The sequence below is a fragment of the Paenibacillus assamensis DSM 18201 genome (genome assembly GCF_000422445.1).
GTDB lineage: Bacteria > Bacillota > Bacilli > Paenibacillales > Paenibacillaceae > Paenibacillus_B > Paenibacillus_B assamensis.
Map to the genome: position 1 here is coordinate 1 of NZ_KE383838.1, position 24,402 is coordinate 24,402.

Here is a 24,402-nt window from a genome sequence, read left to right on the forward strand (position 1 = left end):
TGATCTGGACCCTTTGTCAAGGACACATTCAAAAGAAAGAGCTTATGGGTTTTAAACTGCGGACAAAAGATGATTTCTGTACTGTACAGGAGTCATCTTTTTTCGTCCCCATTGATATCTGTGGTTGTTGTAATAGCGAATGTACCGATCTACATCTTGCTTAAGACTTTCAAAGGTCAGGCAGGCTCTGTGGTCGACATGATCCTTAAGATGACCAAAGAAGGATTCCTGAGGGGCATTATCCCAGCAGTTTCCTCGTCTAGACATGGATTGCCCCAACTTGTGCTTCTTTAGAAGCTTTTGGAAGGTGGGGCTTGTATAGTGGCTGCCCTGATCGGAGTGGATAAAGGCGCCTTTAGGCAGTTTGATTCGTTTTTGTTGCATGAACTTCTCTATGGTATCAGTAGCTAAGTCAAGTGTAATTCGGTCAGATAGATGATGTGCCAGGGCCTCGCCTGTAGAAGCATCCAATATGGTTGACAAATAGGCCATCTCCGACCGACCGTAAGGCAGATAAGTGATGTCCGTTAGAAGCGCAAGGCCCGGGATTTCTTTCCTGAAATCTCGCTGTAAAAGGTTAGGTAGCGTCCGGTGTTCAAGCGTTGCCTTAGCTATTCGTTTATATGGGTTTGGCTTTCGGTGAGGGCAGACTAATCCAAATTTCTTCATCAATTTGCGGATTCGCTTCAGGTTGTACACAATACCAAACTCGTGTTCCAGGATCATTTTAATGGAGCGTGAACCCTTCTTGAAGCCTCGACGAGCAAAGGCCTTTTTGATCCAGGTACCGGCCTCCTCGTCTTCTCTAGCTCGTTGCAGGCGTGTATCCGCAGCCTGAAGATAACGATAGTATCCGGAGCGAGAGACCTCTAGCAGCTCGCAGAAATACCGAGTCATTCGTCCCAATCCTTGCTTTACGGCTTCATGGATCAGTTCGAATTTATGACTTATGCTTAGATTGCTTTTCTCTAGTACTAGCCTCCTTTCGTTCTTGTCGAACTTTTTTAACAGTTCAAGCTGTGATTCGAGAAGCTTGATTTTTGCCTCTTGTTTGGCAATCACTTCGGCAGCAGTCAGTTCCCTCTGTAACGGACGACCCGAGGAACCTTTCCTTGAGTCGGTGAGCCCGATAATCCCATCCCTTTCATAAGCCTTCTTCCAGCGATCTGCGCATTGTTCGACACGAGTCATTCCTAGGGTGCTGACATCGAATCCACTCGCCTCAAAGATCTCCCTAGGCGTTTTCCCGAGCATGTATTGTTCAATGAAGAGCCGTTTAAATTCATCTGTGTAGGCAATGGATTTTTCACTAACTCTAGCGATATATCTGTTGTTTGATAAAACTTCGCGTTGTCCCTCATTAAAATATTTCTTGCTCATGTCATCCCCCCCGTTACTCTTCCAGTATACGAAAAAGTACCCATAGCCCAAACACCTTTTTTTCAAAGTGTCCAGTCTATGGGTACCAGTTTACCGCGGACTTCCTTCTTTTTTGTTTCAATTTATGAACACATGCCACATGCTATCCCCCAGCTTCTGGAGGTACAGCCCCTTCAGGTCCTTCGCCAAGCACCGGGAATATCCCCGTATCCTCCAACGCTTCGAATAAACCGACATTATCTTCATTCAAAAATTCTGGACGAATGCCAAATTTGCCAAAATCGCCTGCTAAAATAACTTGAACGGTTTTATTTCGATTTATAATAACAGTCTCGACAATCAGCCAATCCTTTAACACAGCGGCCAGAAGAACTGCCTTCTGCAGTGTAATCGGAGGAATCGGCGGGGGCTTTTTCGGACATCCCTTACCACCTGGTCCAAATGGCGGAGGGCCCTTTCCTTCTCCCTCGTTGTTGTGCAGGTAAGCCTCTTTCCGCCTACGACCACTACGCTGATCCCGACGACTTCTCCGATATGGGTTATGTTTATCACGCCTATTCATAGGAAGCCGCCTTTCTCGTCCGTCTAGGCAACAGAGCTGACAACAATACTTCATACAGTATAGTACGCTGATGCCTAAATGGTGAAAGACAGTTCCTTAGCTTGTAGAATCTTTGCGTTCCGTGATGACATTCCGTGTATGGCTCCACTTTTCATAGAACAATCGCTTATCTCGCGTAAAGAAATTCACGATGAGATGAAGAACTAGCAATCCGCCAATACCAAAATATAAGAAAAGAGCGCTCATCAAAATGATCGGTGGTAAATCTGTAAAGCTGAATATGAATCCAAATACGTAATTATACCCGATAATAATGGTATACAAGAGACTGTATCGATGGAACAGCGCTTTCGCTGTTATCGTTCGCCCCTGTTGTTCAGCTTGCAGTCTATCATCAACTATGTGAATGCGAGTTACCATTTTCCCTATCGTCCGCCCATTTGTCATTGTAGGAACAATTACAAAGTAAATAAGTACACCTACGATGCTTGTCAAGGCATATAAAATCCAAGCCAATACCGTATCCATACCCTGATTTATTAGACTTCGATGTAGGAAGAGCCCTATCCCGAATGTGAAAATCCCTGTAACAATCGTATAAACAACCGTATCGATGAGAAAAGCAACTAAGCGGCGTACATAACCAACCGTCATTTGTGACAGTTCAACATCTTCATCTAACTTCTCAGAACGAGGTAAGAAAAATGTCAGGAGCGGTGTAAGGAAATAACCGAGTAATCCACCAGTCGTATTCAAGAAGAAATCATCAACATCGAATAAACGATACGGACAATCAAAAATACCGAACAATCCCGTTATCTGTGTTATCTCAAAGAGACACGCAACACCAAATGCGATGCATCCTGTCTGAAATGCCGTTCGTCTGAAATAATATCTTGCGTACACACCAAGAGGAATCGTTAAAAAAACATTAAATATAGCTTGGAGAAACGCTTTTTCTTTTACTAACAACATATACGTACTTGGCTGCGAGAAGTTCACTTGTGTTTGATTCAAAATCTCAGATGCAAATGTGAATGGAACCAATTGTGAATACGTCCAAAACGCGCCTTCTCGGATACAATTATCCGTACTGCTCGGTAAAGGTAAAATGACTAAAAAATAAGCAGATATCATATACAGCAGCATTGAATAAAGGACAGCAGCACGAAGTTTGTTGACATATCCATATCTACGATACTGTACGACAAGAAATGGTAGAGTTAACGCTAGCGCTATGAATGGAAAAAATAGCGCCGCATCCATAAGAGGTTTAATATAAGCTTGCATTCAAAACAGTACCTTCCTTCTCTAAGATGTATTTCGTACCTTCGAGATGTATTTCTAGTTGATCATCCTATGTATTCGACTAGCAAATGTTCAGATAACAGCGACTACAGCGACTCTAGTATTCGAAGATCAAGTGAAATATATTGTAACGGAATCGTATCATAATTTGCAACTGAAATAGATAAAATTTGAAATTTAAATTAGACATTTTCACTCAAACTCAATCCTTGATTGAACGCGAAACAACCCTTAACCGACAATGTATACACATCGAAACAGTAAGGGTGTTTTACGGATATCGTATGAAATTGACCTTATTTTACAAAATAAAGAATTCAATAATTCACTTCATTATTGTACCGTATAAACCGGTGAGGGAGAAGGCCAACCAGCTGTGGGAGCAGATGACGCGCCTGCCACTCCGAACAATAAAGTAGATGCTAGTATCATACTTGATACGGGTACTGTAATCCATTTTTTCATAGAACAAACACCCCTTTGCCTAAAAGTGCTGTATAGCCACGGAGTCCATCTATTACTAACTTACCACCCGCTTATTACTGCTACAAGCCTTTTACATGTGACATCATGATCTCCCTCCTTCTTAACTAAATAAGACGAAGAGGGAGAACATTAGGCTAATCTCGGATGAGTTCGATTATAGTGGTTTGAGTTATAGCTTCACATATTTACAATCAGTTTAGACTCGTATATTCAATGTTCGTTCCTTTTAATATCCCTCGCCTTACCAACGCTATTAAGCACAATGTTGTGCCGAAGCCTCCGATAAATAACGTCGTTTGAAGTCCAAATATGGAAACTAAAAATCCACTAGCAAAACTCCCCAATGCCCAAGCTCCCCAATTCAGCGTACGCTGTACAGCATTTACTCTGCCTAGCATGTGACTTGGAGAGACAAGTTGTCGTATCGTTGCAGCGTAAGGGCCAAATACACCTTCTCCCATACCATGTATGATACTTACAGCCACTATGCCGTACACAGTTCCCAAATATCCCATTACAGGTATTAAACATAGACCACTTACGGACACAGCCGCGCTATAAACAAGCATTTTAGTATGATTCATGTGTTTACTTTTCTTTAAAAATATCGTGTTACCTATTAAAAATCCGACCGAAGCTGAACCTACAACAAAGCCTATTTCAAGTTCAGATAGACCCATTACCTTATAAAGAAATATGACTAAAATGCTATATAGTATGTATTTAAAAAAACCGTAAACAGCGCCGCAGCTTACAATCGGTTCCAATACAGGATGTTTTTTAAAATATATCAAACCTTCAAATATGTTTTTATAAACGGATTTTATATTTGCATTTTTTAAAGAACCTACTGTATGCGGTTTAAATCTTGAAATAAATAATAGGCACACAAAACAAACAAAATACGTCGCTGCGTTAACCGAGAATGAGCCTGTTGAACCCACTAGCGTAATCACGATACCTGCTAGCATAGGACCAATCACAACAGCAAGTGACTCCGAAAGGGCTAGCTGCGCATTTCCTTTTTTTAAATTGTTTTTATCTGTTACTATTTCCGGTAAAAAAGAAGGAACGGCAATGTTGTAAAACGTGGTCAATATTCCATTCACAAACATGAGAAACACCAATAATGGGAACGTTATTTCATTCGTTGCAGCCAATATAAATACCGATAAAAATAATACACCCTGAAAAATACTACAAATGAGCAAAACCTTTTTTCTAGAAAGAATGTCAATCAGAGCTCCAGCAACTAATCCGAATATTAGATAAGGTAAAAATACAATTCCTCGAAGCATAGCCGCATTCGCTTCACTTGTTTTCAGCACCTCTATTGCAAAAAGAGGCAGCGCTACTACTGTAAACTGGATACCTAACAAACTTATAGACTGTCCTAACCAAAGCTTATAAAAATTAGCATGCTCTATGTTTTTCATCATGCACCTCCAGCTTGAGTATAACGCTGGAAGCCAGTTGTTGTACGCATTTTGGAATGTAACCGCAAGATAACGAAACTACAATAACCACTGAGGAAATTAGAACTAAAAAAACCGAATTTCTCCCTATTGAAGTTCTTACCTTCCCAATAACTCCAGTTTTCACTATTGATGTCTTATATTTCTCAACAAGTTGATTTAGATATTGAGTTTCTTCAATAAAATTTTTGCTTTCTTATAAAGCTAGTATGCTATATGTATTTTTCTTCGATCGTATAATACGGAGTTAAATATTTTTTGTTTCATTTTGGCACCCTATAGTCATAGCCAGTAAAGCTACAAAAATCACTAATAGTACTTTATTCATTTTCTCCCCCCATAAGCTATAAATAGCCTGTTGCTTGTAGTATTTGCAAATACTGATTGAAGTAAGAATGATTAACATGAACACGGAAGTCGCTTTATATGGCAAAGCACTTATAAATTAGTACTATTATAACAACCAAAAACCCGATAAATCTCTAGGATTTATCGGGTCAGGTGGAGATAGATATTAAAGCTATATGACGAATTGGTTGGCTTTCATCGTTGGTATGTAAAGCACTCGTAGCAACCTTCAATCCGCTCCAGTACGTCATTTTATGATACCTTATGCTCGATTCTAAGCTTATCTGCAACCATCGCGATGAATTCGCTATTGGTAGGTTTCGACTTACTGATGTTGATCGTATAGCCGAACAAACGACTAATGCTGTCGATGTTCCCGCGTGTCCAAGCAACTTCGATCGCATGACGAATTGCACGCTCGACGCGAGATGGCGTTGTTTTGTATTTTTCAGCGATTGCTGGATAAAGCGTTTTCGTAATAGAACCAAGAATTTCGATATTGTTATACACCATTGTGATCGCTTCGCGCAAATACTGATAACCTTTAATATGCGCTGGTACGCCGATCTCATGGATAATAGTCGTAATGTTAGCATCAAGATTCTTCGTCTTTGCCAAAGGTACAACATTGGACTTCATCACACTACTTACATAAGAAGATGAACCCGTCATCGAAGGTGCTGCTGCAGAGCCAGCTAGTTGACGAATACGATTCGCTAGCACATCCATGTCAAACGGTTTCAAAATATAGTAAGAAGCACCAAGTTGTACAGCACGCTGTGTAATGCTCTCTTGACCGAAAGCAGTCAGCATGATGATTTTAGGCTGTGGCGACAATTGTAGTTCTCTAAGGCGCTCCAATACGCCAAGGCCGTCAAGATGAGGCATAATAATATCGAGAATGAGTACATCCGGCACTGTTCTCGTTTGCTCCAAAAATTGAAGCACCTCTTCACCGTTGTAGGCTACACCACTTACGGTCATGTCATCCTGCTCAGATAAGAAATCCGCCAATAAATTCGTGAACTCCCGATTGTCATCTGCCAATAAAACTTCAATTTTTTGCAACTTAATGATCCTCCCTTAACCCGTTTTGCAGCGTCTCGTCAGCATATCTTCAATTGTGACGTGAACATCTCGCTTACAAGTTATACTTATTCGACAAGGCCACAAGAATTCCTTCTGTCGAATAAGTTTTTTTCTTTCTTTTTTTAACAAAATCATTTATAATAATAAATTTGTTTATATTTCTACAACGTTCACGCTCATTCACGCCGAGTTCCTAACATTCGACAAACGGTTAAAAAGATTCACGCTGCAGCGTGAACCTTTTTCGTGGTCTTCCATTGCGATTGTGATAATACAACACCTGCATCCTGAAGCATCCACTCAATAAAGCAACCATACCCAGAGCTAGGATTGTTGACGAATACATGTGTTACTGCACCGATGAGTTTATTATTTTGGATAATTGGACTGCCTGACATCCCTTGAACGATTCCACCTGTCTTTTGCAAAAGACGTGGATCGGTTATTTTAATAACCATACCTTTCGTTGCAGGAGCAGACTGTCTAGTAACATGAACAATTTCAATCTTGAATCGTTCCACCTGCTGACCATTCACAACAGTAAGCATTTCAGCTGGACCTTCACGAACCTCTTCATTAAAAGCAATTGGAATACCCTTTTTGAACAAACTGTGATCTGGGTTGCTCTTCATCTTCCCAAAAATACCGAAGGGAGTATTTCGCTCTACATTTCCAAGCACGCGTCCTTCTTTCAAGAAATGAGCGCGTTTCTCGCCAGGTTCTCCATTTTGACTTTTGGATATCGACGTCACATTCGATTGCAAAATTTCACCACGACCTACCTCAATAGGTGTTTGTGTATCGAGATCTGTTATGACATGTCCCAGAGCACCATAGACACCTTGATCAGGGGCATAAAACGTTAATGTACCTACTCCTGCCGCTGAATCACGAATATATAAGCCTAACCGCCATGTTTTATCTTCTGCATCATAGGCAGGGCGCAGTTCTGTGTTCACCAATTGACCATTGCGTCGAACTTCCAACTTTAATGGTCTCTTCGCTTCTCCTGCCGCCTTCACAAGCAGGCCAACTTGAGATAAATCTTGGATACGTTCTTCGTTGATGCGTACAATAAGATCACCCAATTTTACGCCTGCTTCTTCACCAGGAGATACCTTACGATTGTCTTCCACTTGAACAAGATGATGACCGACAACTAAAATTCCGTTGGATTTAACCTTAACACCAATCGTCTGGCCTCCAGGAATAACACGAAGATCAGGTACGACATTTACCTTTAGGCTTCGAAGAGGAATACGATTAAACAACTTAAGCTTAAGTTCAGCCTGTCCAACTTGCTTAGGCTGCAATGCTAACGGTTGATTCAGGGAAACATTCACTACCGCTTGCTTGTTGCCATTTACTTGTAAGATTTCTGGATGGTCAATCGTAGCCTTAGCCATAACAGGCATGGACAAGTTTAACTGTTTCTGCTGACCTTCGAATAACCTCAATTGCTGTGGCCATGCTACATAAGCACGAAACGAAGGGGTATTACTGCCAGCACAAATAATGATGACAAGCATAAGACCTATTAGCCGTTTAACGTAAGGGGTCAAGGGGTCACACTCCTTTGTAGCAATTCGAAGCATACCGTTGATGGCAGCCCCTAATCAGTAACATTAAGTTAACCCTGACCCTTACCTTTTATGAGTGAAAATGATTCCTTACCTTGATTTAAGCACCTTTTTGTCGTTCAGCCAATTTAAGCATTTCTTGTGCATGATGTATCGTTTTCTCAGTAACTTCAACACCGCCAAGCATACGTGCCAATTCCTGTATCCGACCATCTTCATTTAGAGCAGTGACCTTTGTAGCTGTGCGTTCATTCTCAACTTGCTTCTCAATATAATATTGATGATCGGCCATACAAGCGACTTGTGGCAAATGAGTAATCGCAAACACCTGCCCGTTGGCAGCTACCTCGACCAATTTCTCGGCAATTGCTTGTGCTGCGCGCCCGCTAACACCTGTATCCACCTCATCAAAGATAAGAACGGGAATGCGATCCAATTCTGAGAAAATTGCCTTCAGAGCAAGCATAATACGTGACAGCTCACCGCCAGACGCAATCTTATGCAATGGTCTAAGCGGCTCACCTGGATTTGGTGTAATAAGAAACTCTACATCGTCCCAGCCATGCTGGGTCAACCTAGTGCCAATTCCGTCTACTTCTGGTCCGTTATTATCCTGCAGCCTTTCCATACGTACTCCCATGCGAGTACGCTCCATATGTAAATGTTTAAGCTCTGCCTCAATGCGCTTTGTAAGCTGATCAGCAAGGATACGCCTCTGCTCACTCAATAGCTTCGCTTCCTTTACAACAAGCACAAGCTGCTTGGCTAATTCAGCATCCAGCTTCTCTAAGCGCTCATCTTTGTTTTCCAGCTTATCTGCTTCATTTGTAATCTTCTCTAAGTACTGCATCATATCTTCAACGGTTGAACCATATTTGCGTTTCAAAGAAGTTAACAGATCAAGCCTCTCTTCAATTTGCTCCAAGCGTGCTGGATTAAACTCAATCTGTTCACGGTAGTCACGAAGCTGGAAAGAAGCATCTTCTAAGAGGTAAAAAGCATTTTGCAAATGTTCTACAATGGGTTGGAACTTTTCTGGATCGACATGAACGATCTGTTCCAGCTTGTCCACTGCCAATGTAACAGCATCCATCGCACCTTGACCGTATAAATGCTCATAAGAACGATTTACACTATCCATGAGCTTCTCTGCATTGGCTAGTTTGCCCTTTTCATCCGCTAATGTTTCATCTTCACCTAGTTTTAACTTCGCTTCTGATAGCTCTTCGATTTGGAAACGATATAAATCGAGCATACGAAACGTTTCTTGGCTTGTTTGACGCAATTGCTCAGCTTCTCGGTGCAAAGCTTTATAAGCACGATATTGTTCGCGATAACGTGCTTTAATTTGAGCTAGCGGCTCACCGCCAAAGGCATCCAGCCACTCGATATGCTTCTCAACTTTGAGCAAAGATTGATGCTCATGCTGTCCATGTATGTTAATCAACTGATCGCCCACTTCACGAAGCATACTCAAGTTGACCATTTGCCCATTAATTCGACCATTGCTCTTGCCTTGAGCTGTCAGCTCGCGACGAATGATCAACATTTCTTCTCGTGAAGCGTGAATGCCAAGTTTCTCAATTATCCCCCAAGTTGGGTGATCAGAAGGAAGATCAAAGGAAGCTTCAACCTCGGCACGCTCACAGCCATATCGTACGAAATCAGCAGAACCTCTGCCTCCAGCTATAAGACCAAGTGCATCAATAATGATTGATTTACCTGCACCTGTTTCCCCTGTCAGCACATGAAATCCTTGATGGAATTGCAGCTGTACATGCTCAATTACTGCCAAATTGCGAATAGACATAGCAACTAACATCCAACATCTCCTCCTGAACCTAACAAGCCATAAGCTTAAATTAAGATCTGCCTTTCAAAATAATTGCCAGACCAAAAATATATAAGCTCAAGCTCCTGTGCAATGATTATGAAATGTAGCTCATCACTTGATCAATTACTTTTTTGCTGCTGTCTTTAGAACGAGCAACAATAAGAATCGTATCATCTCCACATACCGTTCCTAAAATATCCGGCCATTCAATGGAGTCCATCAATACAGCAATAGCATTAGACGTGCCTGGAAGACATTTCATGACTACCAGATTTTCAGCGTAATCAATGCTAACGAAATTATCCAACAACGCTCGTTTCAGCTTCTGAGCTGGATTAAAACGTTGATCGATCGGTAGTGAATATTTGTAGCGTCCGTTGTCCATCGGAACTTTAATGAGATGCAGTTCCTTCATATCACGAGACACAGTAGCTTGTGTAACTTGAAAGCCTGCTTTGCGCAACGAATCTACAAGCTCGTCCTGTGTTTCAATATCATTATTCATCACAATTTCTCTAATTTTAATATGTCGTTGACCTTTCATAAAAAAGACCCTCCACCTTGTATTCAAACATCTTGATGTATGTTTATTCGCCAGATGCAGTCGGTTCTCCTACATGCATTCGAATAAGCTTAATCGAACGTTCAGCTTGATTCACAATTAACAGCCCATCACAATCGGGAAACGCGATTTTGTAACTTAGCCATAGCTTGCGAATGCCATTTGTCGTCCAATCCAACTGCATCCGTTCACGTACTAACCGTACTACATACCAATTGTTGTGCTTCGTAACGAGCAAGTCAACCCATATCCGACTCATCTGCTCTTCCTGATTGTCCATTTGGATATAGAGTGGAACGTAGAATTTGCCGCCTATGACGTCATATCCTTCCTTTTCCAGCAATGTCTCCACTTCTTCATCGTGCACCATATGCTCGCTAATATACAACTGCTCCATCGGCTCTTCTCGATTCCAATACCGATACAGCGCAACTAGCCCCCATATGACAAGGCCCACCATAATAATGACAAGAACAAAGGAATCACCGAGCATTGATAAGCCTCCTTATAAAAGACTTACTCGCAAAAGAAACTCACCCGTAGGACCGTTCCTAGTCGGATGAGTTTCATTCAAGTCGTTATCGGGTCCATTATACAGATCGGAATTGCGTGTTGGCTTCCTTAACTAAATCATGAATTAGCTCACGTGAAACGTTCGGCTGCTCCAGTTGTTCTGCTTGGTCTGGGACCGTCCAATAAGCAAGGAACTCAATGTTCCCTTCTCCCCCTGTAATTGGAGAATAGGTCACACCTTCGAGCACAAACCCAAGTTCACATGCAAAATCCAATACTTCCCTTAGCACCTCTTCATGCGTACGAGGATCCCGTACAACACCAGACTTGCCAACCTTTTCTCTCCCCGCTTCGAACTGCGGTTTAATGAGTGCAATGACTTTACCCGGTCTTTGCAGCAAGGCCTTCAGTGGCGGCAAGATCAGCTTTAACGAAATAAAAGATACATCAATCGTCGCAATACCAGGTCTAGGTCCATCCAAATGCTCGGCCTCAACATAACGGAAATTCGTTCGTTCCATGACGATGACACGTTCATCATTACGGAGGGACCAATCCAATTGATTGTAACCTACATCAATGGCGTAAACCCGTTCAGCCCCATTTTGCAGTGCACAATCTGTGAATCCACCCGTAGATGCACCAATATCCATCATCGTAACACCTTCAAGCTGCAGGCCGAATTGTTTAATCGCCTTCTCCAACTTAAGGCCCCCGCGACTTACGTAAGGATGCGGTGCTCCTTTGACCGTAATAGCGGCTGTACGCGGAACTTTCATCCCCGCTTTCTCAATCCGTTCTCCGTCCGCAATGACGAGACCTGCCATAATTGCCGCTTTGGCTTTCTCACGGCTTTCATAATAGGCTTGCTCAACGAGCAAAATGTCAATGCGCTCTTTCGATGTAGACATGCTTCATCTCCTAATTCTTTTATGCGCGTGTAAGACGATTATCGCAACGCGCGATCAACAGCCGCTTCACTTCGCTAGCTAGATGCTCTGCCGTCAAGCCTACCTCTTCACGCTGCTGTTGAATGCTTCCGTGCTCTATAAAAGCATCAGGCACACCAATTGGCACGATCGTTTGATCAAAAATGTGACGTTCCGCGTAGAACTCCAGTACGGCACTTCCAAGTCCACCGCGTACAGTACCTTCCTCCATCACAAACATTGGCAGATGTTCTTTAGCTAAACTTAACAGCATTTCTTCATCCATTGGCTTAATAAAACGAGCATTAATGACACGTAGATTCAAGCCCTCACGCTTCAATAATTCAGCAGCCTCTTCAGCTACTTGAATCATTGGACCAACCGCCAATACGACCGCAGAATCACCTTCACGAACCGTCTCCCATGTACCAAGTGGAATTGGTTTCATAACATCATCTACTGCAACGCCTGGCACATTTATTCGCGGATAGCGGATTGCAATCGGGCCATCATTATAATCAACGGCTGTCTTCATCATATTACGAAGTTCATTTTCATCTTTAGGCATCATAAGAACGATATTCGGCAAATGACGCAAATACGCGATATCGTATACACCATGATGAGTTTCACCATCAGGGCCTACGAAGCCAGCACGGTCAATGGCGAATATAACGTTCGCATCTTGACGGCAAATATCATGCAGCACTTGATCATAAGCACGTTGCAAAAATGTAGAGTATACCGCATAAACAGGCTTCATACCCTCCATAGCAAGCGCAGCACAGAATGTCGCTGCATGCTGCTCGGCAATTCCTACATCGACCATTCTCCCAGGGAAGCGATCAGCAAACTTCAGCAGCCCAGAGCCTCCTGGCATCGCAGGTGTAACGGCAACGATACGTTCATCCTGCTCTGCAAGCTCAATAAGCGCATTACCGAAAACTTCTGTATACATGGGATTGCCTACAGACTTAACGACTTGACCAGACTCCATCTTGTACGGTGTAATACCATGCCATTTATGTGAATCCGCCTCAGCTGGCGAGTATCCTTTACCTTTGCGCGTAATGACATGAACAAGTACGGGTCCGTCAATTTTATTGGCTTGTTCAAACACTTCCATCAGCTTAGGAATATCGTGACCATCTACAGGTCCCAAATAAGTAAAGCCAAGCTCCTCAAATAGCACACCTGACACCACTAAATATTTCAAACCATCTTTAACGCGCTCAGCAGTCTTAGCTAACTTACCGCCAATCGCAGGAATTTTCTTAAGTAAGTATTCAACTTCGTCCTTTAGCTTCGCATACGTGCGATCTGAACGAATTTTGCCCAAATATTGATGCATAGCGCCCACATTAGGTGCAATCGACATCTCATTGTCATTTAGCACGACAATCATTTTCGTCTTCTCATGACCAATATGATTCAAGGCTTCAAACGCCATGCCTCCTGTTAACGCTCCATCACCAATAACAGCAAGTACTTGATTGTCTTCCTTCTTGTAGTCGCGAGCTTTCGCCATGCCTGCAGCAGCAGACAATGACGTACTGCTATGTCCTGCTTCCCATACGTCATGCTCACTTTCAGCACGTTTTACAAAACCGCATAGACCTTTGTGTTTTCTCAACGTATCAAAGCGATCTTTACGATTTGTCAATATTTTATGGACATAAGCTTGATGTCCGACGTCAAAAATAAATTTGTCTTTCGGACTGTTATATAAGTAATGCATCACGATCGTAAGCTCAACGACGCCTAAGTTGGGAGCTAAATGACCGCCAGTTACTGATAGCTTCTCGATCAGAAATTGACGAATATCTGCTGCCAGCTGTGGCAACTGTTCGACCTTTAATTGTTTCAGATCACTCGGTTGGTTGATTTGTTCGAGCAGCACGGGATTTCCCTCGCTTTCGTTGATTAGAACCATAGTACATGACACTGTAGCTCATTATTAGCATGTATCTATTTATAACTAATAATAACCTGTACTCAGCTCATCTATCAAAAAACATTCCGCATCAGACGAGTTGCTTACGCCAAGCTGATTGCTCAGTTGCTAATCCCCCAGCTCAACACTGCAATCATGAATGTAGGAATTCAGCATATCGTTCGGCGAAATACCAACGCTCAATGGTACGGAATGTTTACTATTAGACCATAATTGTCATGACCATCCCTTAACTTCTAGAATGGTATTCACACATTTATACATGATTATAACATAGAGTATTACGAATCATGCACTTAATGGTTTCGTTTCATTAGGTAATCAGCAAGCTGCAATAAACGTTCTGGGTATGGAATCGATCCTGCTGTGAGCGCTTCCTGTGCTTCGCAAGTCAACCTCTCAATTTCCTTCTTAGAAGCATCCATCCCCATGAAATAGGGGAAAGTCACCTTACCGCTCTTCTCATCGCTACCTTTCGGCTTACCTGTAACAGCTTGCTCACCCTCTACATCAAGAACATCATCTTGAATTTGGAAAGCCAAACCGATTTGTCTGCCAAATGTTGTTAAGGCATCGATTTGTTCCGCGCTTGCTCCGGAAATATGTCCACCAGCACGTAATGAGGCAACAATGAGATCTCCCGTTTTGTGTTCATGGATATATTGAAGCTGCTCCAGATTCGTCTCACCTTGCTCACCAAGCATATCTGCTGCTTGCCCACCTACCATACCTGGGAGACCCGCATACTGTGCCAATTCTTCAACTACTGTAAGCACGGCTTCAGCAGACACTCCATGCTTTCTTGAAGCTTGAACAACGGTATAGAATGCATGAGTCAGCAGCGCATCTCCTGCAAGAATCGCCATTGCTTCGCCATACAACTTATGATTCGTTGGTTTGCCACGTCTGAAATCATCGTTGTCCATGGCTGGCAAATCATCATGTACAAGTGAGTAAGTATGTATCATTTCAATTGCACATGCTGCTGGCATGGCAACTTCGGCTTGTCCGCCCACACTTTCAGCTGCTGCAAGTACCAATATCGGTCTTAGACGTTTGCCTCCAGCCATTAATGAATACAGAAATGATTCATGAAGTGGTGCAGGGATATTCCAATTTGAAGGAACACATCCAGGAAGTGCTTGTTCAACTTCCTGAACGTTACGCTTCAAATACTGTTCAAAAGAGAGTTCACCGTTAGGATTACTCACTTCCTTCACCTGCTTCCGCTTGGAACGGCTGTTTGTCCCATTCCCCATGCTGCTCGGTTAACACCTCAATACGGCGTTCCACTTGCTCTAGCTTGGAAGAGCAGGTTTTAGACAAATGCATGCCTTCTTGAAATAGTTCAATCGCTTGTTCCAACGGTACGTCTCCGCTTTCCAATTGATTGACGATTTGCTCAAGTCGCTCCATAGCTGCTTCAAAACTCAATGCTTGATGCTGCTCTTCTATATTACTCATGAGCGTCCCTCCCTTTCATCGACCACACTTGGCAGTCCAACTGTCCGTCCGTTACATTCACTTTTACAATATCACCAAGCTGTACGTCTTCCATTTTCCGAATGAGATTTTTCTCTTGCTCATCATAAACGAGACTATACCCTCGTGACATTACTTTGAGTGGGCTTAACGCATCCAATTGCCTAATTGTGCTGTGCAGCTGCTGGGCATGTCGCTTCGACAAGACAGCCATCGCATTTCGCAAATTTTTGGATTGTACGCCCAGTTGGGAACGAGCAAATTTAGCTTGATGCCTTGGGCTTTGCTCACGTAAACGGCCTGCCCAACGTTGAAGCCTTTGGTTCGCTTTATCCAGTACGAGCTGACCACGATGACGCAGCCGCTCCTGCTGAATAACTAGCCGCTCCCGATGCTGTTCTATAGATTGCTTCGGCTTACGCATAACAGGCGATTGCTGAATTCGCAGCAGTCGTTCCTGCTGAACTTGAACTGTACGTACAGCTGCTTGCTCCAGCCGACGTGACATATGGTTCAGATGCTGTCGCAGATCATCCTGATGCATAACGGCTAATTCTGCAGCGGCAGTAGGTGTAGGTGCACGCATGTCCGCCACAAAATCAGCGATGGTAAAATCAGTCTCATGTCCAACTGCAGATATGATCGGAATCGATGAAACAGCGATTGCTCGAGCCACAACTTCTTCGTTAAAAGCCCACAGCTCTTCGAGCGAACCACCGCCACGACCAACGATCAGTAGGTCAACCTCACCGTAGCGGTTGAAAGCCTCTATCGCTTGAGCGATGGATGGTGCGGCTTGCTGCCCTTGTACAAGTACAGGGTACAGCAAGATAGGAACACCAGGCTGTCTGCGCTGAATCGTTGTTATAATATCACGAACAGCAGCCCCTGTTGCTGACGTAACAACCCCAACTGCCCGAGGAAATCTCGGCAGTGGCTGCTTACGCTCGTGATCAAACAGCCCTTCTTCACTAAGCTTTTGCTTCAACTGCTCATAAGCTAAATACAAGCTTCCGATACCATCAGGCTGCATTTGCTGAGCATAGAACTGATACTGCCCATCTCGCTCATACACCGTCACTTGCCCTCTCGCAATTACTCGTGTGCCTTCCTTAGGTCGGAACGCGAGTCTCTGGTTATACGAGGCGAACATAATGGCGCGGATACGGCTATCCTTATCCTTCAGAGTGAAGTACATATGCCCGCTGGAATGATGAGTGAAATTGGATATTTCCCCACGAATCCATACATCCTGCAAGGTTGAATCTCCATCCAACTTCATTCGAATATACTTGTTCAAATCTTTAATACTTAAAATGCGTTCTTCACTCACAGCGCCGACTGCACCTCCTCTCATCCATTACAACGCGTGATTAGGCATTCCCTTATAACATAAAAACTATATATAAATAACGTTAAATCGCTTAATCGTTCGTACTATTCAATGTTGTGGATGCTTTTCGCTGCCTTTAATGTATTATGCATCAGCATTGTAATCGTTAGTGGTCCTACTCCACCAGGTACAGGTGTAAGTAAGGAACTGATTTCTGACACATCATCGAAATGAACATCACCAGCTAGCTTGCCATTATCCAATCGATTGACACCAACATCGATAACTACTGCTCCTGGTTTAACAAAAGAACGATCTACAAAGTTTGCTTTGCCGATAGCAACAACAAGAATATCCGCTTGCTTCGTAAGTTCTTTCATGTTCGCAGTACGAGAGTGACACATCGTCACCGTTGCATGTTCACGTTGCAACAACAATGAAACCGGTTTGCCTACAATGTTGCTTCTTCCGATAACAACAGCGTGTTTACCTGCAATTTCTACATCATAACGCTTTAGCAGCTCTATAACGCCAGCTGGCGTACAAGGAAGGAGAGATTCATCGCCAATAACCATGTTACCCACGCTAACAGGATGGAATCCATCTACATCTTTTTCTACGGCAATAGCATCAATGATAGCCTTCTCTTCAATATGCTTCGGAAGCGGCAGCTGAACGAGTATACCGTGAATATTAGACTGGGCATTCAACGTACCTACAAGCTCAAGCAAATGCTCTTGTGTTGTATCTTCAGGCAAACGATGCACTTCAGAGTAGTAACCCAGCTCTAGACAGGTCTTATGTTTGCTGTTCACGTAGACTTGTGATGCTGGATCTTCACCTACAATTACAACCGCTAGTCCAGGCTGTACACCTGCAGATTGCAATTTCTGAACCTCTTGCTTCATTTCTTCACGCATAGCTTGCGCTACTACCTTACCGTTCATCAAAGATGCTGTCATTACTCTCTCTCCCCCAACCTTATTTATCATATAAAATGTATATAGAGCTATACGTAGATATAGCAATATAAGCAATACAGTAATACATAGAAAAAACGAATATGCCTATCGCAATTTGTCCAAAATTACGGTAGGCAACACTTGTGTCGATTACTTCTGTTCTGAATTTTGCGCTTCTGTACCTTCGCGTTGGCGCAGCATTTGGCCAAGTACACCATTTACGAATTTACCGGATTCGTCAGTACCAAAGTATTTTGCCAATAGAACAGCTTCATTGACAGCAACTTTAGGTGGTACATCTTCTCTATGCAGCAGCTCATAGCATGCAAAACGAAGCACTTGACGGTCTACTCGAGATAGACGATCAACTTGCCAACCCTTCAAATAGCGTGCTAGTTCTTTATCAAGCTCTTCACGTTGTTCCCACGTGCTTGTAACCCAACCCAATACTTCATTTTTCAACTTGCCGACATGCTTCGTCTCAACACCCATTTCATTATCTTCGGTTTGAGCTTCGTCAATAACCATCTCTACCGCTTCTTTTGCTGTAACGCCGGTCATTTCCAATTGATATAAACTTTGAATAGCCAATTCTCTGGCAATACGTCTTTTCATGATAGTTCCTCCTGCATATGTTGCTTGCAATTGTATTGGGATTGAGATCGAGATTAAAGTATTATGGCACACGCCACAAAAAATCCTATGCGCGCTCCGATCGTCCCATCGGGTTGACCGACAGTTCCGCAGTCGTTCGGAGCGTCCATAGGACTACTTCAACCATCTCCAACGGTCAGACAGCCATACGGCAATACGCTGCCAAGGTATTATCGGACCTTCATTCAAATCTTTATTTTTACCTATGGTGTAACAAGTAAATACGAGCAGTGCTACAAACAGCATATCCCAAAATCCTGATAGCAAGTAGACTATTCCAAGTCCAATTCCCGCCACAATACCAATGATGCGTCCACTGTGACTCTCCCATAACTGTTCCCACATTGGAAAGCTCACCACCTATTCAACGCGTGCTTTGAAAGTCTGGGTTTGAACGATATTGGCCACGTAAACAGATACGAGTGATACAGGAATACCTGTAATGGTTTGAACATACTCTTTCACATTACGCTGAACCTCGGCTGTCATTTCTGGAATTGAAGTTTCCCCATCTACAACAGCACGTATCGTAATATCCAATCCAGAGTCAATTGCACGAATACGAGCTTTCAGATCCTTAGTGCCACGTACGCGAGCAGCAGCCTTCAAAGATACATTTTCAATTGTTTCAAGTGAAATTTTGATATCACCAAATTCAGTACGCTGATCGATGGAAGTCATCGCCGTGCTGTCACGCTTAATGGACAAAACAAACATCCGCAAGCTAATTAGGAACACAACTGCTGCAACAATTATAATGGCCATTCGCAACCAAGCTGGTTCAGACAAATTGAAATAAAATTCGGATGTATCCGTCAAAAGCCCACTAGCACCGACGATTGCAGCTGCTGACAACGTACCAATCGTCAAACTGTATACAAACAATAGCAATCTGTCTACTATACGTCCCATGTTGTCCTGCCTCCTTGTTGAATTGCAGGTAAACCCCCTGCCATCAGGAGGGGGTTCTCTCATGCAGCATTATTTAACGCGTGACTGAGCTTCAATCTCTTCTTGCTTCTCTTGAGATTTGAAGTGTACATCATGTACATGCACGTTTACTTCAACAACATGAAGACCTGTCATCATTTCAATAGATCTCTTTACATTGGCTTGAATACTCGAAGAAACTTCAGGGATACGGTGACCATATTCTACGATAATGGAAACATCCACTGCTGCTTCACGTTGGCCAACCTCAACCTTCACACCTTTAGAAAGGTTTTTACGGCCTAGAAGCTCAGCAATCCCACCTGCGAATCCGCCGCTCATGCCTGCTACACCTTCTATTTCAATGGTCGCAAGACCTGCGATAACTTCAATAACTTCAGGTGCAATTTGAATATTCCCCAAATCTGTGCGTTCAAACTCAGAAACTGCTTGACTCATCAATCACCACTCCTCACATTTTCATCCCACAAGGTTAATCGTTACCCTGTCCGCTTATTACTCATAACTATATCATTTGTCCATTTTTATGACAAACAATCGATGAAATAAACGATTATACCTCATTCTCTTCTAAGAACTTAATGTCAAAATCACCACGTAAAAACGTTGGGTGCTGCAAGAGACGACTATGAAACGGAATCGTAGTGTGAATACCTTCAATGGAAAATTCCGATAATGCACGCTTCATTCGCTCGATTGCTTCTTCTCTTGTTGGTCCCCATACGATCAGCTTCGCAATCATCGAATCATAATGCGGTGATATTACATATCCCGGATAAGCAGCGCTGTCAACACGGACACCGAAGCCACCAGGTGGCAAGTAGAAATTAATCTTGCCTGCAGAAGGCATAAAGTTGCGCGATGGATCTTCTGCATTAATACGGCACTCAATCGCCCAGCCGTTAATACGGACATCTTCTTGTTTTACGGAAAGCTGCTCACCTTGAGCAACCATAATCATTTCCTTGATAATATCAAGTCCAGTAATCATTTCCGTTACAGGGTGTTCCACTTGAATACGTGTATTCATTTCCATGAAATAAAATTGTCCATCAGGTGCAAGCAAGAACTCAAGTGTTCCTGCTCCTGAATAGTTTACAGCTTGAGCTGCACGAACTGCAGCCCCCCCCATACGCTCGCGAATTTCTGGCGTCAGGATTGGACAAGGCGCCTCTTCAACAAGCTTTTGACGACGTCGCTGAACCGAACAATCTCGCTCACCAAGGTGAACAACGTTCCCATGCTTGTCAGCAACAATTTGAATCTCAACGTGCTTCATGCCTGTTAGGAACTTTTCTAAATAGACGCCTGCATTACCGAAAGCTTTCTCTGCTTCCTGCTGAGCAGTCGTGATCTGCTTAACTAGTGAGTCCTCATCTTCAGCAATGCGAATACCTTTACCTCCACCACCAGCTGTAGCTTTAATAATAACTGGATAGCCGATATCTCGGGCAATCATAATCGCATCGTCCATATTTTCAACTAAGCCATCTGAACCTGGAATGACTGGAACATTGGCATCTTTCATTGTCTGCTTAGCAACAGCCTTATCCCCCATGCGTTCAATCGCATTTGGAGAAGGGCCAATAAACGTAATCCCGCAAGAATCACAAATCTCAGCAAAGTCTGCGTTCTCGGCTAAAAATCCATATCCCGGATGAACAGCATCGCATTCAGTCAGCGTTGCAACACTCATCAAATTGGTAAAGTTCAAATAACTATCCTTTGACGCAGTAGGACCAATACAATATGCCTCGTCCGCCAAACGAACGTGCAATGAATCTCGGTCTGCTTCAGAATATACCGCTACGCTGGCAATTCCTAGCTCTCGGCACGCACGAATAATCCGGACTGCAATTTCTCCACGATTCGCGACGAGCACTTTGTGAAATGTCATCGTTCAACCTCCTTGACTTGGCTGCCATTAGGGCATTATAAGCTAACGTTATTCCGCTTTAACCAAGAATAGCGGCTGTCCGAATTCGACTAATTGACCGTTCTCTACAAGAACTTCTACAATTTGTCCTTTCACTTCCGCTTCCAGCTCATTCATCAGCTTCATCGCTTCTAGAATGCACACGACCGTCTTTTCGCTCACTTTGGAACCTACAGAAACGAATGCATCAGCATCAGGTGACGGTGCAGAATAGAACGTACCCACCATCGGCGACACAATCTTATGAAGGCCTGCTGTGTGATCAACAGCAGTTGGTGCTGCCTCTTGCTTGGCTGGAACAGCTTGTTCTACCGCAGCTACTGGCGCCTGCACAGGTACAGGCGTATATGTATGGGCTGCAGGAGCTGATTGAATCGTAACTACCTCAGATTTGCCAGGCTTACGAATCGCGATGCGACAGCCTTCATTTTCAATTTCTAGCTCGTGAACAGAAGTCTGATCCACAAGTTTAATGAGTTCTTTAATCTCGCTTATTTTGAACAATTCATTCACTCCTCGTGACTGTTGTATCATTAAGGGATTACCGCTAATTGATGGACAATCAATATGGACGTATGTATTATAACACAATCGAACCAAATAGAAAGAGCCCAGTTTCGGGAACCGGGCTGACCATTGTTTTCTAATTGATGATTACGGACATTATTCTGTAACGTATTGTACACTTACTTTGTCTTGTGTCACTTGAAGCTCATTAATAATTTTGTCAATAATATCAACCGCTTGTCTAGCTTCCATCTTCTCAGCTTGTACGATGACTTTAACGTTATTGTTTTCCTCGCTAATGACAACATTAGGATAATCTTTTTGCAACTCCGCCTCTAAAGCGGTAATTTTTTGCTCCTTGTCTTCCAAGCGATTCATATCATCATACAACTTTGTCATCTCTTCTGAGCTTACCTTAGAGCCGTTTAATTTTGTTAAAATGTTTTCAAGCTGCTGCTGATACTGATCCGAGCGTTCCATTGCCTTTTGTTCAATGGTGCTGCGGGACATAACTCCTTGCGCAGCAACCTGATCCAGTATCGCCTTCTCACCATCTGTGAGTGTTTGCTTGCTATCTTTAGCTGCTGACTCGTTCGAAGGTGTTTGGTTGTCTGGCTTCGTCGTTGGAGCATCGACTGGTTCCTTTGTTTCAGGAGATGTGGTTGCACCCTCCACTTTTCCTTCTGCATTCGGCTGCGCTTCTGCTTCTGTACCACCTACCTGAGTTACTTCAACCTTTGGCAATTGTTCAAGCGCAGCCCCTGCTTCTCCGGCTGCTTGATTAACTGCGGCTACGCCTGCTGCTGGATCAGGCTTGGCAGGCTCTTCGGTAAACAAATAATACGCGGACAGGACGACCATAAGGCTCAACATGGATACTAACCAAATTGTTTGTCGTTTCGTATTCATTAAGATAAACCCTCCTTATAATTGACATCTCAGTTCTCGGTGTTCTCACTTTACTCTGCTATTTTTCGTGGCACCACCGATATCCGGTGGGAAGGCACATTCAATCCTTTTTCCACCGCATCTACGATCATTTGATTCACAACGGCATTCTCAGCGCCTTTGGCAACGACGATAACACCTCTAACTTTAGGCTTCACTCGTTTTGTTACGATAGGCGACTGATGCTCTGAGGTCTCCGTCATCACAATTTCACCATCGCGAGATGTTTGCGTGATGTGACGTTTGCCTCCATTCGCATCCGTTTCTTCCGTAACTTGCTGACTGTCCTTCATATTCCGCTGAATAACTAGCTCTTCGGTCGAATCAACTGTAACCATCACCTGTACCTGGTCAACACCGACAATCTCTTCAAGGACTGACTTCATACGAATTTCAAAGGATTGCTCAATCGTTGCAAATGGATTATTAGGATCAGGCGTTGCAACAGAAGCTCCGCTGTCATTTAGCTCCTGTTCACTCATTACACCTGTCACAGCAGGAGGTTCTCTGCCTGAGCTTCCCATCAGCCAATTGCCATTTCTAGGTCCACTTGAAAACGAGCTAACTAAGATGAGCGCCGCACCGACGAGACCTAATAGGAGTAGCCAACGAAATGCTTTCACTCGTTTCGGTCCGTTAGATCCGCTTCCAAGGATAGATTCAATTTTTTGCAGCCATTTCGCCATGAGCGCTACCCACCCTCCTTAAACTGATAATTGTCGTGCTCCATCTTGTCCTTATTTCACCTATACGCAGCTTGTCTAAAAATATGACTAGCAATTACGACTTCTTAGCACGTTAACACGCATTATTTTTATATTTTTTTCCAATCGATATGGATTTCTTCTGGTTTAACAAGCCATTGCGAAGTAAGCATATCCGTAATTTTCTTCTCCCACATCTTCACCACATGCTGTTCTACCGAAGTGCGTAGACCACTTTGAGCAGATGATGGGCGTTCTTCGATAGATTCAGTTTGCACGTTTACGGCTTTAACCTGTTCGACGGACATGACTCCTTCTGTTTGCTCATTATGTTTTGAAGTAGCGGAAACTGCATGCCTGCTATATGTCATAGAAACCGTTATCGATTGTATCGAAGGTTCAGGCTCATTAGCAGACACCCCTAACTTCACATTTACTTGCTCTGCTTGTACTCCATAATCGCTAGTGGGCCTCACTTTCGAGGCAGTTTCAGCAGCTTGCAACGTTTCTGTTTCTTCCAGCCGTTCGGCATTCGATCCCTCTGCTAATTCATTCAACTGCTTCGTCATCTGAGACTCTAGCTGAGATTCGGCAAGTTCGCTCACCTTCATTTGTCTCTGGTGCTGCAGCCGTGCAGCATCTCGTTGAATACTAGTCAAAGAAGCAAATGCACTTGTTGTCGGATTGGACTGCTCCCATTCAAGCGCCACTTGCTCCGCTAGATCGTTATCAAACAGCTTCATAATCGGTGAGAGCAAAGCCAGTAAAATGATCAGGCTGAGCATGAGCTTTACATATCGCTGCATTTTTGCGCTTGGCAGCAGCAAATCGACAAAAGCCGCCAGTAAAATAAGCATAATGATCTCTTTCAACCATTCACTGAGCCAGCTCATACTCACCCCTCC

Annotated in this window: 25 protein-coding genes; all 25 read right to left on the reverse strand. The window is 43.3% G+C overall.

Going from position 1 to position 24,402, the window contains the following annotated elements; translation table 11 throughout:
- Positions 1-51: 51 nt before the first annotated feature.
- Positions 52-1,380: an IS3 family transposase gene (locus tag H580_RS0118355; RefSeq protein WP_028593456.1), complete on the reverse strand. Its 1,329-nt coding sequence runs from the start codon at positions 1,378-1,380 to the stop codon at positions 52-54.
- Positions 1,381-1,522: 142 nt separating this feature from the next.
- Positions 1,523-1,942 carry a hypothetical protein gene (locus H580_RS0118360; RefSeq protein ID WP_028596082.1) on the reverse strand — a complete coding sequence of 140 codons (420 nt, stop codon included), beginning with the start codon at positions 1,940-1,942 and terminating at the stop codon, positions 1,523-1,525.
- 96 nt (positions 1,943-2,038) lie between these two features.
- The gene (locus H580_RS0118365) at positions 2,039-3,232 is read right to left on the reverse strand and encodes a VanZ family protein (RefSeq protein WP_028596083.1); all 1,194 of its coding nucleotides are present in this window, start codon (positions 3,230-3,232) and stop codon (positions 2,039-2,041) included.
- A gap of 351 nt (positions 3,233-3,583) precedes the next feature.
- Positions 3,584-3,715 (reverse strand): hypothetical protein, encoded by a 132-nt coding sequence (locus H580_RS26855; RefSeq protein WP_281167984.1) that lies wholly within the window; start codon positions 3,713-3,715, stop codon positions 3,584-3,586.
- A gap of 212 nt (positions 3,716-3,927) precedes the next feature.
- Positions 3,928-5,172: an MFS transporter gene (locus tag H580_RS0118370; RefSeq protein WP_028596084.1), complete on the reverse strand. Its 1,245-nt coding sequence runs from the start codon at positions 5,170-5,172 to the stop codon at positions 3,928-3,930.
- A 639-nt stretch (positions 5,173-5,811) separates the two neighbouring features.
- Positions 5,812-6,627 carry a sporulation transcription factor Spo0A gene (gene spo0A / locus H580_RS0118375; protein ID WP_028596085.1) on the reverse strand — a complete coding sequence of 272 codons (816 nt, stop codon included), beginning with the start codon at positions 6,625-6,627 and terminating at the stop codon, positions 5,812-5,814.
- Positions 6,628-6,869: 242 nt separating this feature from the next.
- Positions 6,870-8,210 carry a SpoIVB peptidase gene (spoIVB, locus tag H580_RS0118380; protein WP_028596086.1) on the reverse strand — a complete coding sequence of 447 codons (1,341 nt, stop codon included), beginning with the start codon at positions 8,208-8,210 and terminating at the stop codon, positions 6,870-6,872.
- Positions 8,211-8,328: 118 nt separating this feature from the next.
- Positions 8,329-10,050 carry a DNA repair protein RecN gene (gene recN / locus H580_RS0118385; RefSeq protein ID WP_028596087.1) on the reverse strand — a complete coding sequence of 574 codons (1,722 nt, stop codon included), beginning with the start codon at positions 10,048-10,050 and terminating at the stop codon, positions 8,329-8,331.
- Between the two features lie 106 nt (positions 10,051-10,156).
- Positions 10,157-10,606: a transcriptional regulator AhrC/ArgR gene (ahrC, locus tag H580_RS0118390; protein WP_028596088.1), complete on the reverse strand. Its 450-nt coding sequence runs from the start codon at positions 10,604-10,606 to the stop codon at positions 10,157-10,159.
- Between the two features lie 43 nt (positions 10,607-10,649).
- Complete coding sequence (locus H580_RS0118395) at positions 10,650-11,117, reverse strand: hypothetical protein (RefSeq protein WP_028596089.1); 468 nt, start codon at positions 11,115-11,117, stop codon at positions 10,650-10,652.
- Between the two features lie 97 nt (positions 11,118-11,214).
- Positions 11,215-12,048, reverse strand: a complete 834-nt coding sequence (locus H580_RS0118400; RefSeq protein ID WP_028596090.1) for a TlyA family RNA methyltransferase — start codon at positions 12,046-12,048, stop codon at positions 11,215-11,217.
- Positions 12,049-12,067: 19 nt separating this feature from the next.
- Positions 12,068-13,966: a 1-deoxy-D-xylulose-5-phosphate synthase gene (gene dxs, locus H580_RS0118405; protein ID WP_028596091.1), complete on the reverse strand. Its 1,899-nt coding sequence runs from the start codon at positions 13,964-13,966 to the stop codon at positions 12,068-12,070.
- Positions 13,967-14,316: 350 nt separating this feature from the next.
- On the reverse strand, positions 14,317-15,279 hold the full coding sequence (locus H580_RS0118410; protein ID WP_084509350.1) for a polyprenyl synthetase family protein: 963 nt from the start codon (positions 15,277-15,279) through the stop codon (positions 14,317-14,319).
- Positions 15,224-15,484 carry an exodeoxyribonuclease VII small subunit gene (gene xseB, locus H580_RS0118415; protein ID WP_028596093.1) on the reverse strand — a complete coding sequence of 87 codons (261 nt, stop codon included), beginning with the start codon at positions 15,482-15,484 and terminating at the stop codon, positions 15,224-15,226. Before xseB ends, H580_RS0118410 begins: the two co-directional genes overlap by 56 nt.
- Positions 15,477-16,859, reverse strand: coding sequence for an exodeoxyribonuclease VII large subunit (gene xseA, locus H580_RS0118420; RefSeq protein ID WP_211224423.1), 1,383 nt, complete (start codon positions 16,857-16,859; stop codon positions 15,477-15,479). Before xseA ends, xseB begins: the two co-directional genes overlap by 8 nt.
- An 80-nt stretch (positions 16,860-16,939) precedes the next feature.
- Positions 16,940-17,797 (reverse strand): bifunctional methylenetetrahydrofolate dehydrogenase/methenyltetrahydrofolate cyclohydrolase FolD, encoded by an 858-nt coding sequence (folD, locus tag H580_RS0118425; protein ID WP_028596095.1) that lies wholly within the window; start codon positions 17,795-17,797, stop codon positions 16,940-16,942.
- Between the two features lie 150 nt (positions 17,798-17,947).
- Positions 17,948-18,412: a transcription antitermination factor NusB gene (gene nusB, locus H580_RS0118430; RefSeq protein ID WP_028596096.1), complete on the reverse strand. Its 465-nt coding sequence runs from the start codon at positions 18,410-18,412 to the stop codon at positions 17,948-17,950.
- Between the two features lie 153 nt (positions 18,413-18,565).
- Positions 18,566-18,796, reverse strand: coding sequence for a DUF2273 domain-containing protein (locus H580_RS0118435; protein WP_028596097.1), 231 nt, complete (start codon positions 18,794-18,796; stop codon positions 18,566-18,568).
- A gap of 15 nt (positions 18,797-18,811) precedes the next feature.
- On the reverse strand, positions 18,812-19,363 hold the full coding sequence (amaP, locus tag H580_RS0118440) for an alkaline shock response membrane anchor protein AmaP (protein ID WP_028596098.1): 552 nt from the start codon (positions 19,361-19,363) through the stop codon (positions 18,812-18,814).
- Positions 19,364-19,432: 69 nt separating this feature from the next.
- The gene (locus H580_RS0118445; protein WP_028596099.1) at positions 19,433-19,840 is read right to left on the reverse strand and encodes an Asp23/Gls24 family envelope stress response protein; all 408 of its coding nucleotides are present in this window, start codon (positions 19,838-19,840) and stop codon (positions 19,433-19,435) included.
- A 115-nt stretch (positions 19,841-19,955) separates the two neighbouring features.
- The gene (gene accC, locus H580_RS0118450) at positions 19,956-21,299 is read right to left on the reverse strand and encodes an acetyl-CoA carboxylase biotin carboxylase subunit (RefSeq protein WP_028596100.1); all 1,344 of its coding nucleotides are present in this window, start codon (positions 21,297-21,299) and stop codon (positions 19,956-19,958) included.
- Between the two features lie 48 nt (positions 21,300-21,347).
- A complete protein-coding gene (gene accB / locus H580_RS0118455; RefSeq protein ID WP_028596101.1) occupies positions 21,348-21,842 on the reverse strand; it encodes an acetyl-CoA carboxylase biotin carboxyl carrier protein in 495 nt (164 codons plus the stop codon).
- A gap of 159 nt (positions 21,843-22,001) precedes the next feature.
- Positions 22,002-22,754, reverse strand: coding sequence for a SpoIIIAH-like family protein (locus tag H580_RS0118460; RefSeq protein WP_028596102.1), 753 nt, complete (start codon positions 22,752-22,754; stop codon positions 22,002-22,004).
- 50 nt (positions 22,755-22,804) lie between these two features.
- A complete protein-coding gene (gene spoIIIAG / locus H580_RS0118465; RefSeq protein WP_028596103.1) occupies positions 22,805-23,479 on the reverse strand; it encodes a stage III sporulation protein AG in 675 nt (224 codons plus the stop codon).
- A 128-nt stretch (positions 23,480-23,607) separates the two neighbouring features.
- Entirely contained in the window at positions 23,608-24,390 is a 783-nt protein-coding gene (gene spoIIIAF / locus H580_RS25595; RefSeq protein WP_051217556.1) for a stage III sporulation protein AF, read from the reverse strand.
- Between the last annotated feature and the right edge of the window lie 12 nt (positions 24,391-24,402).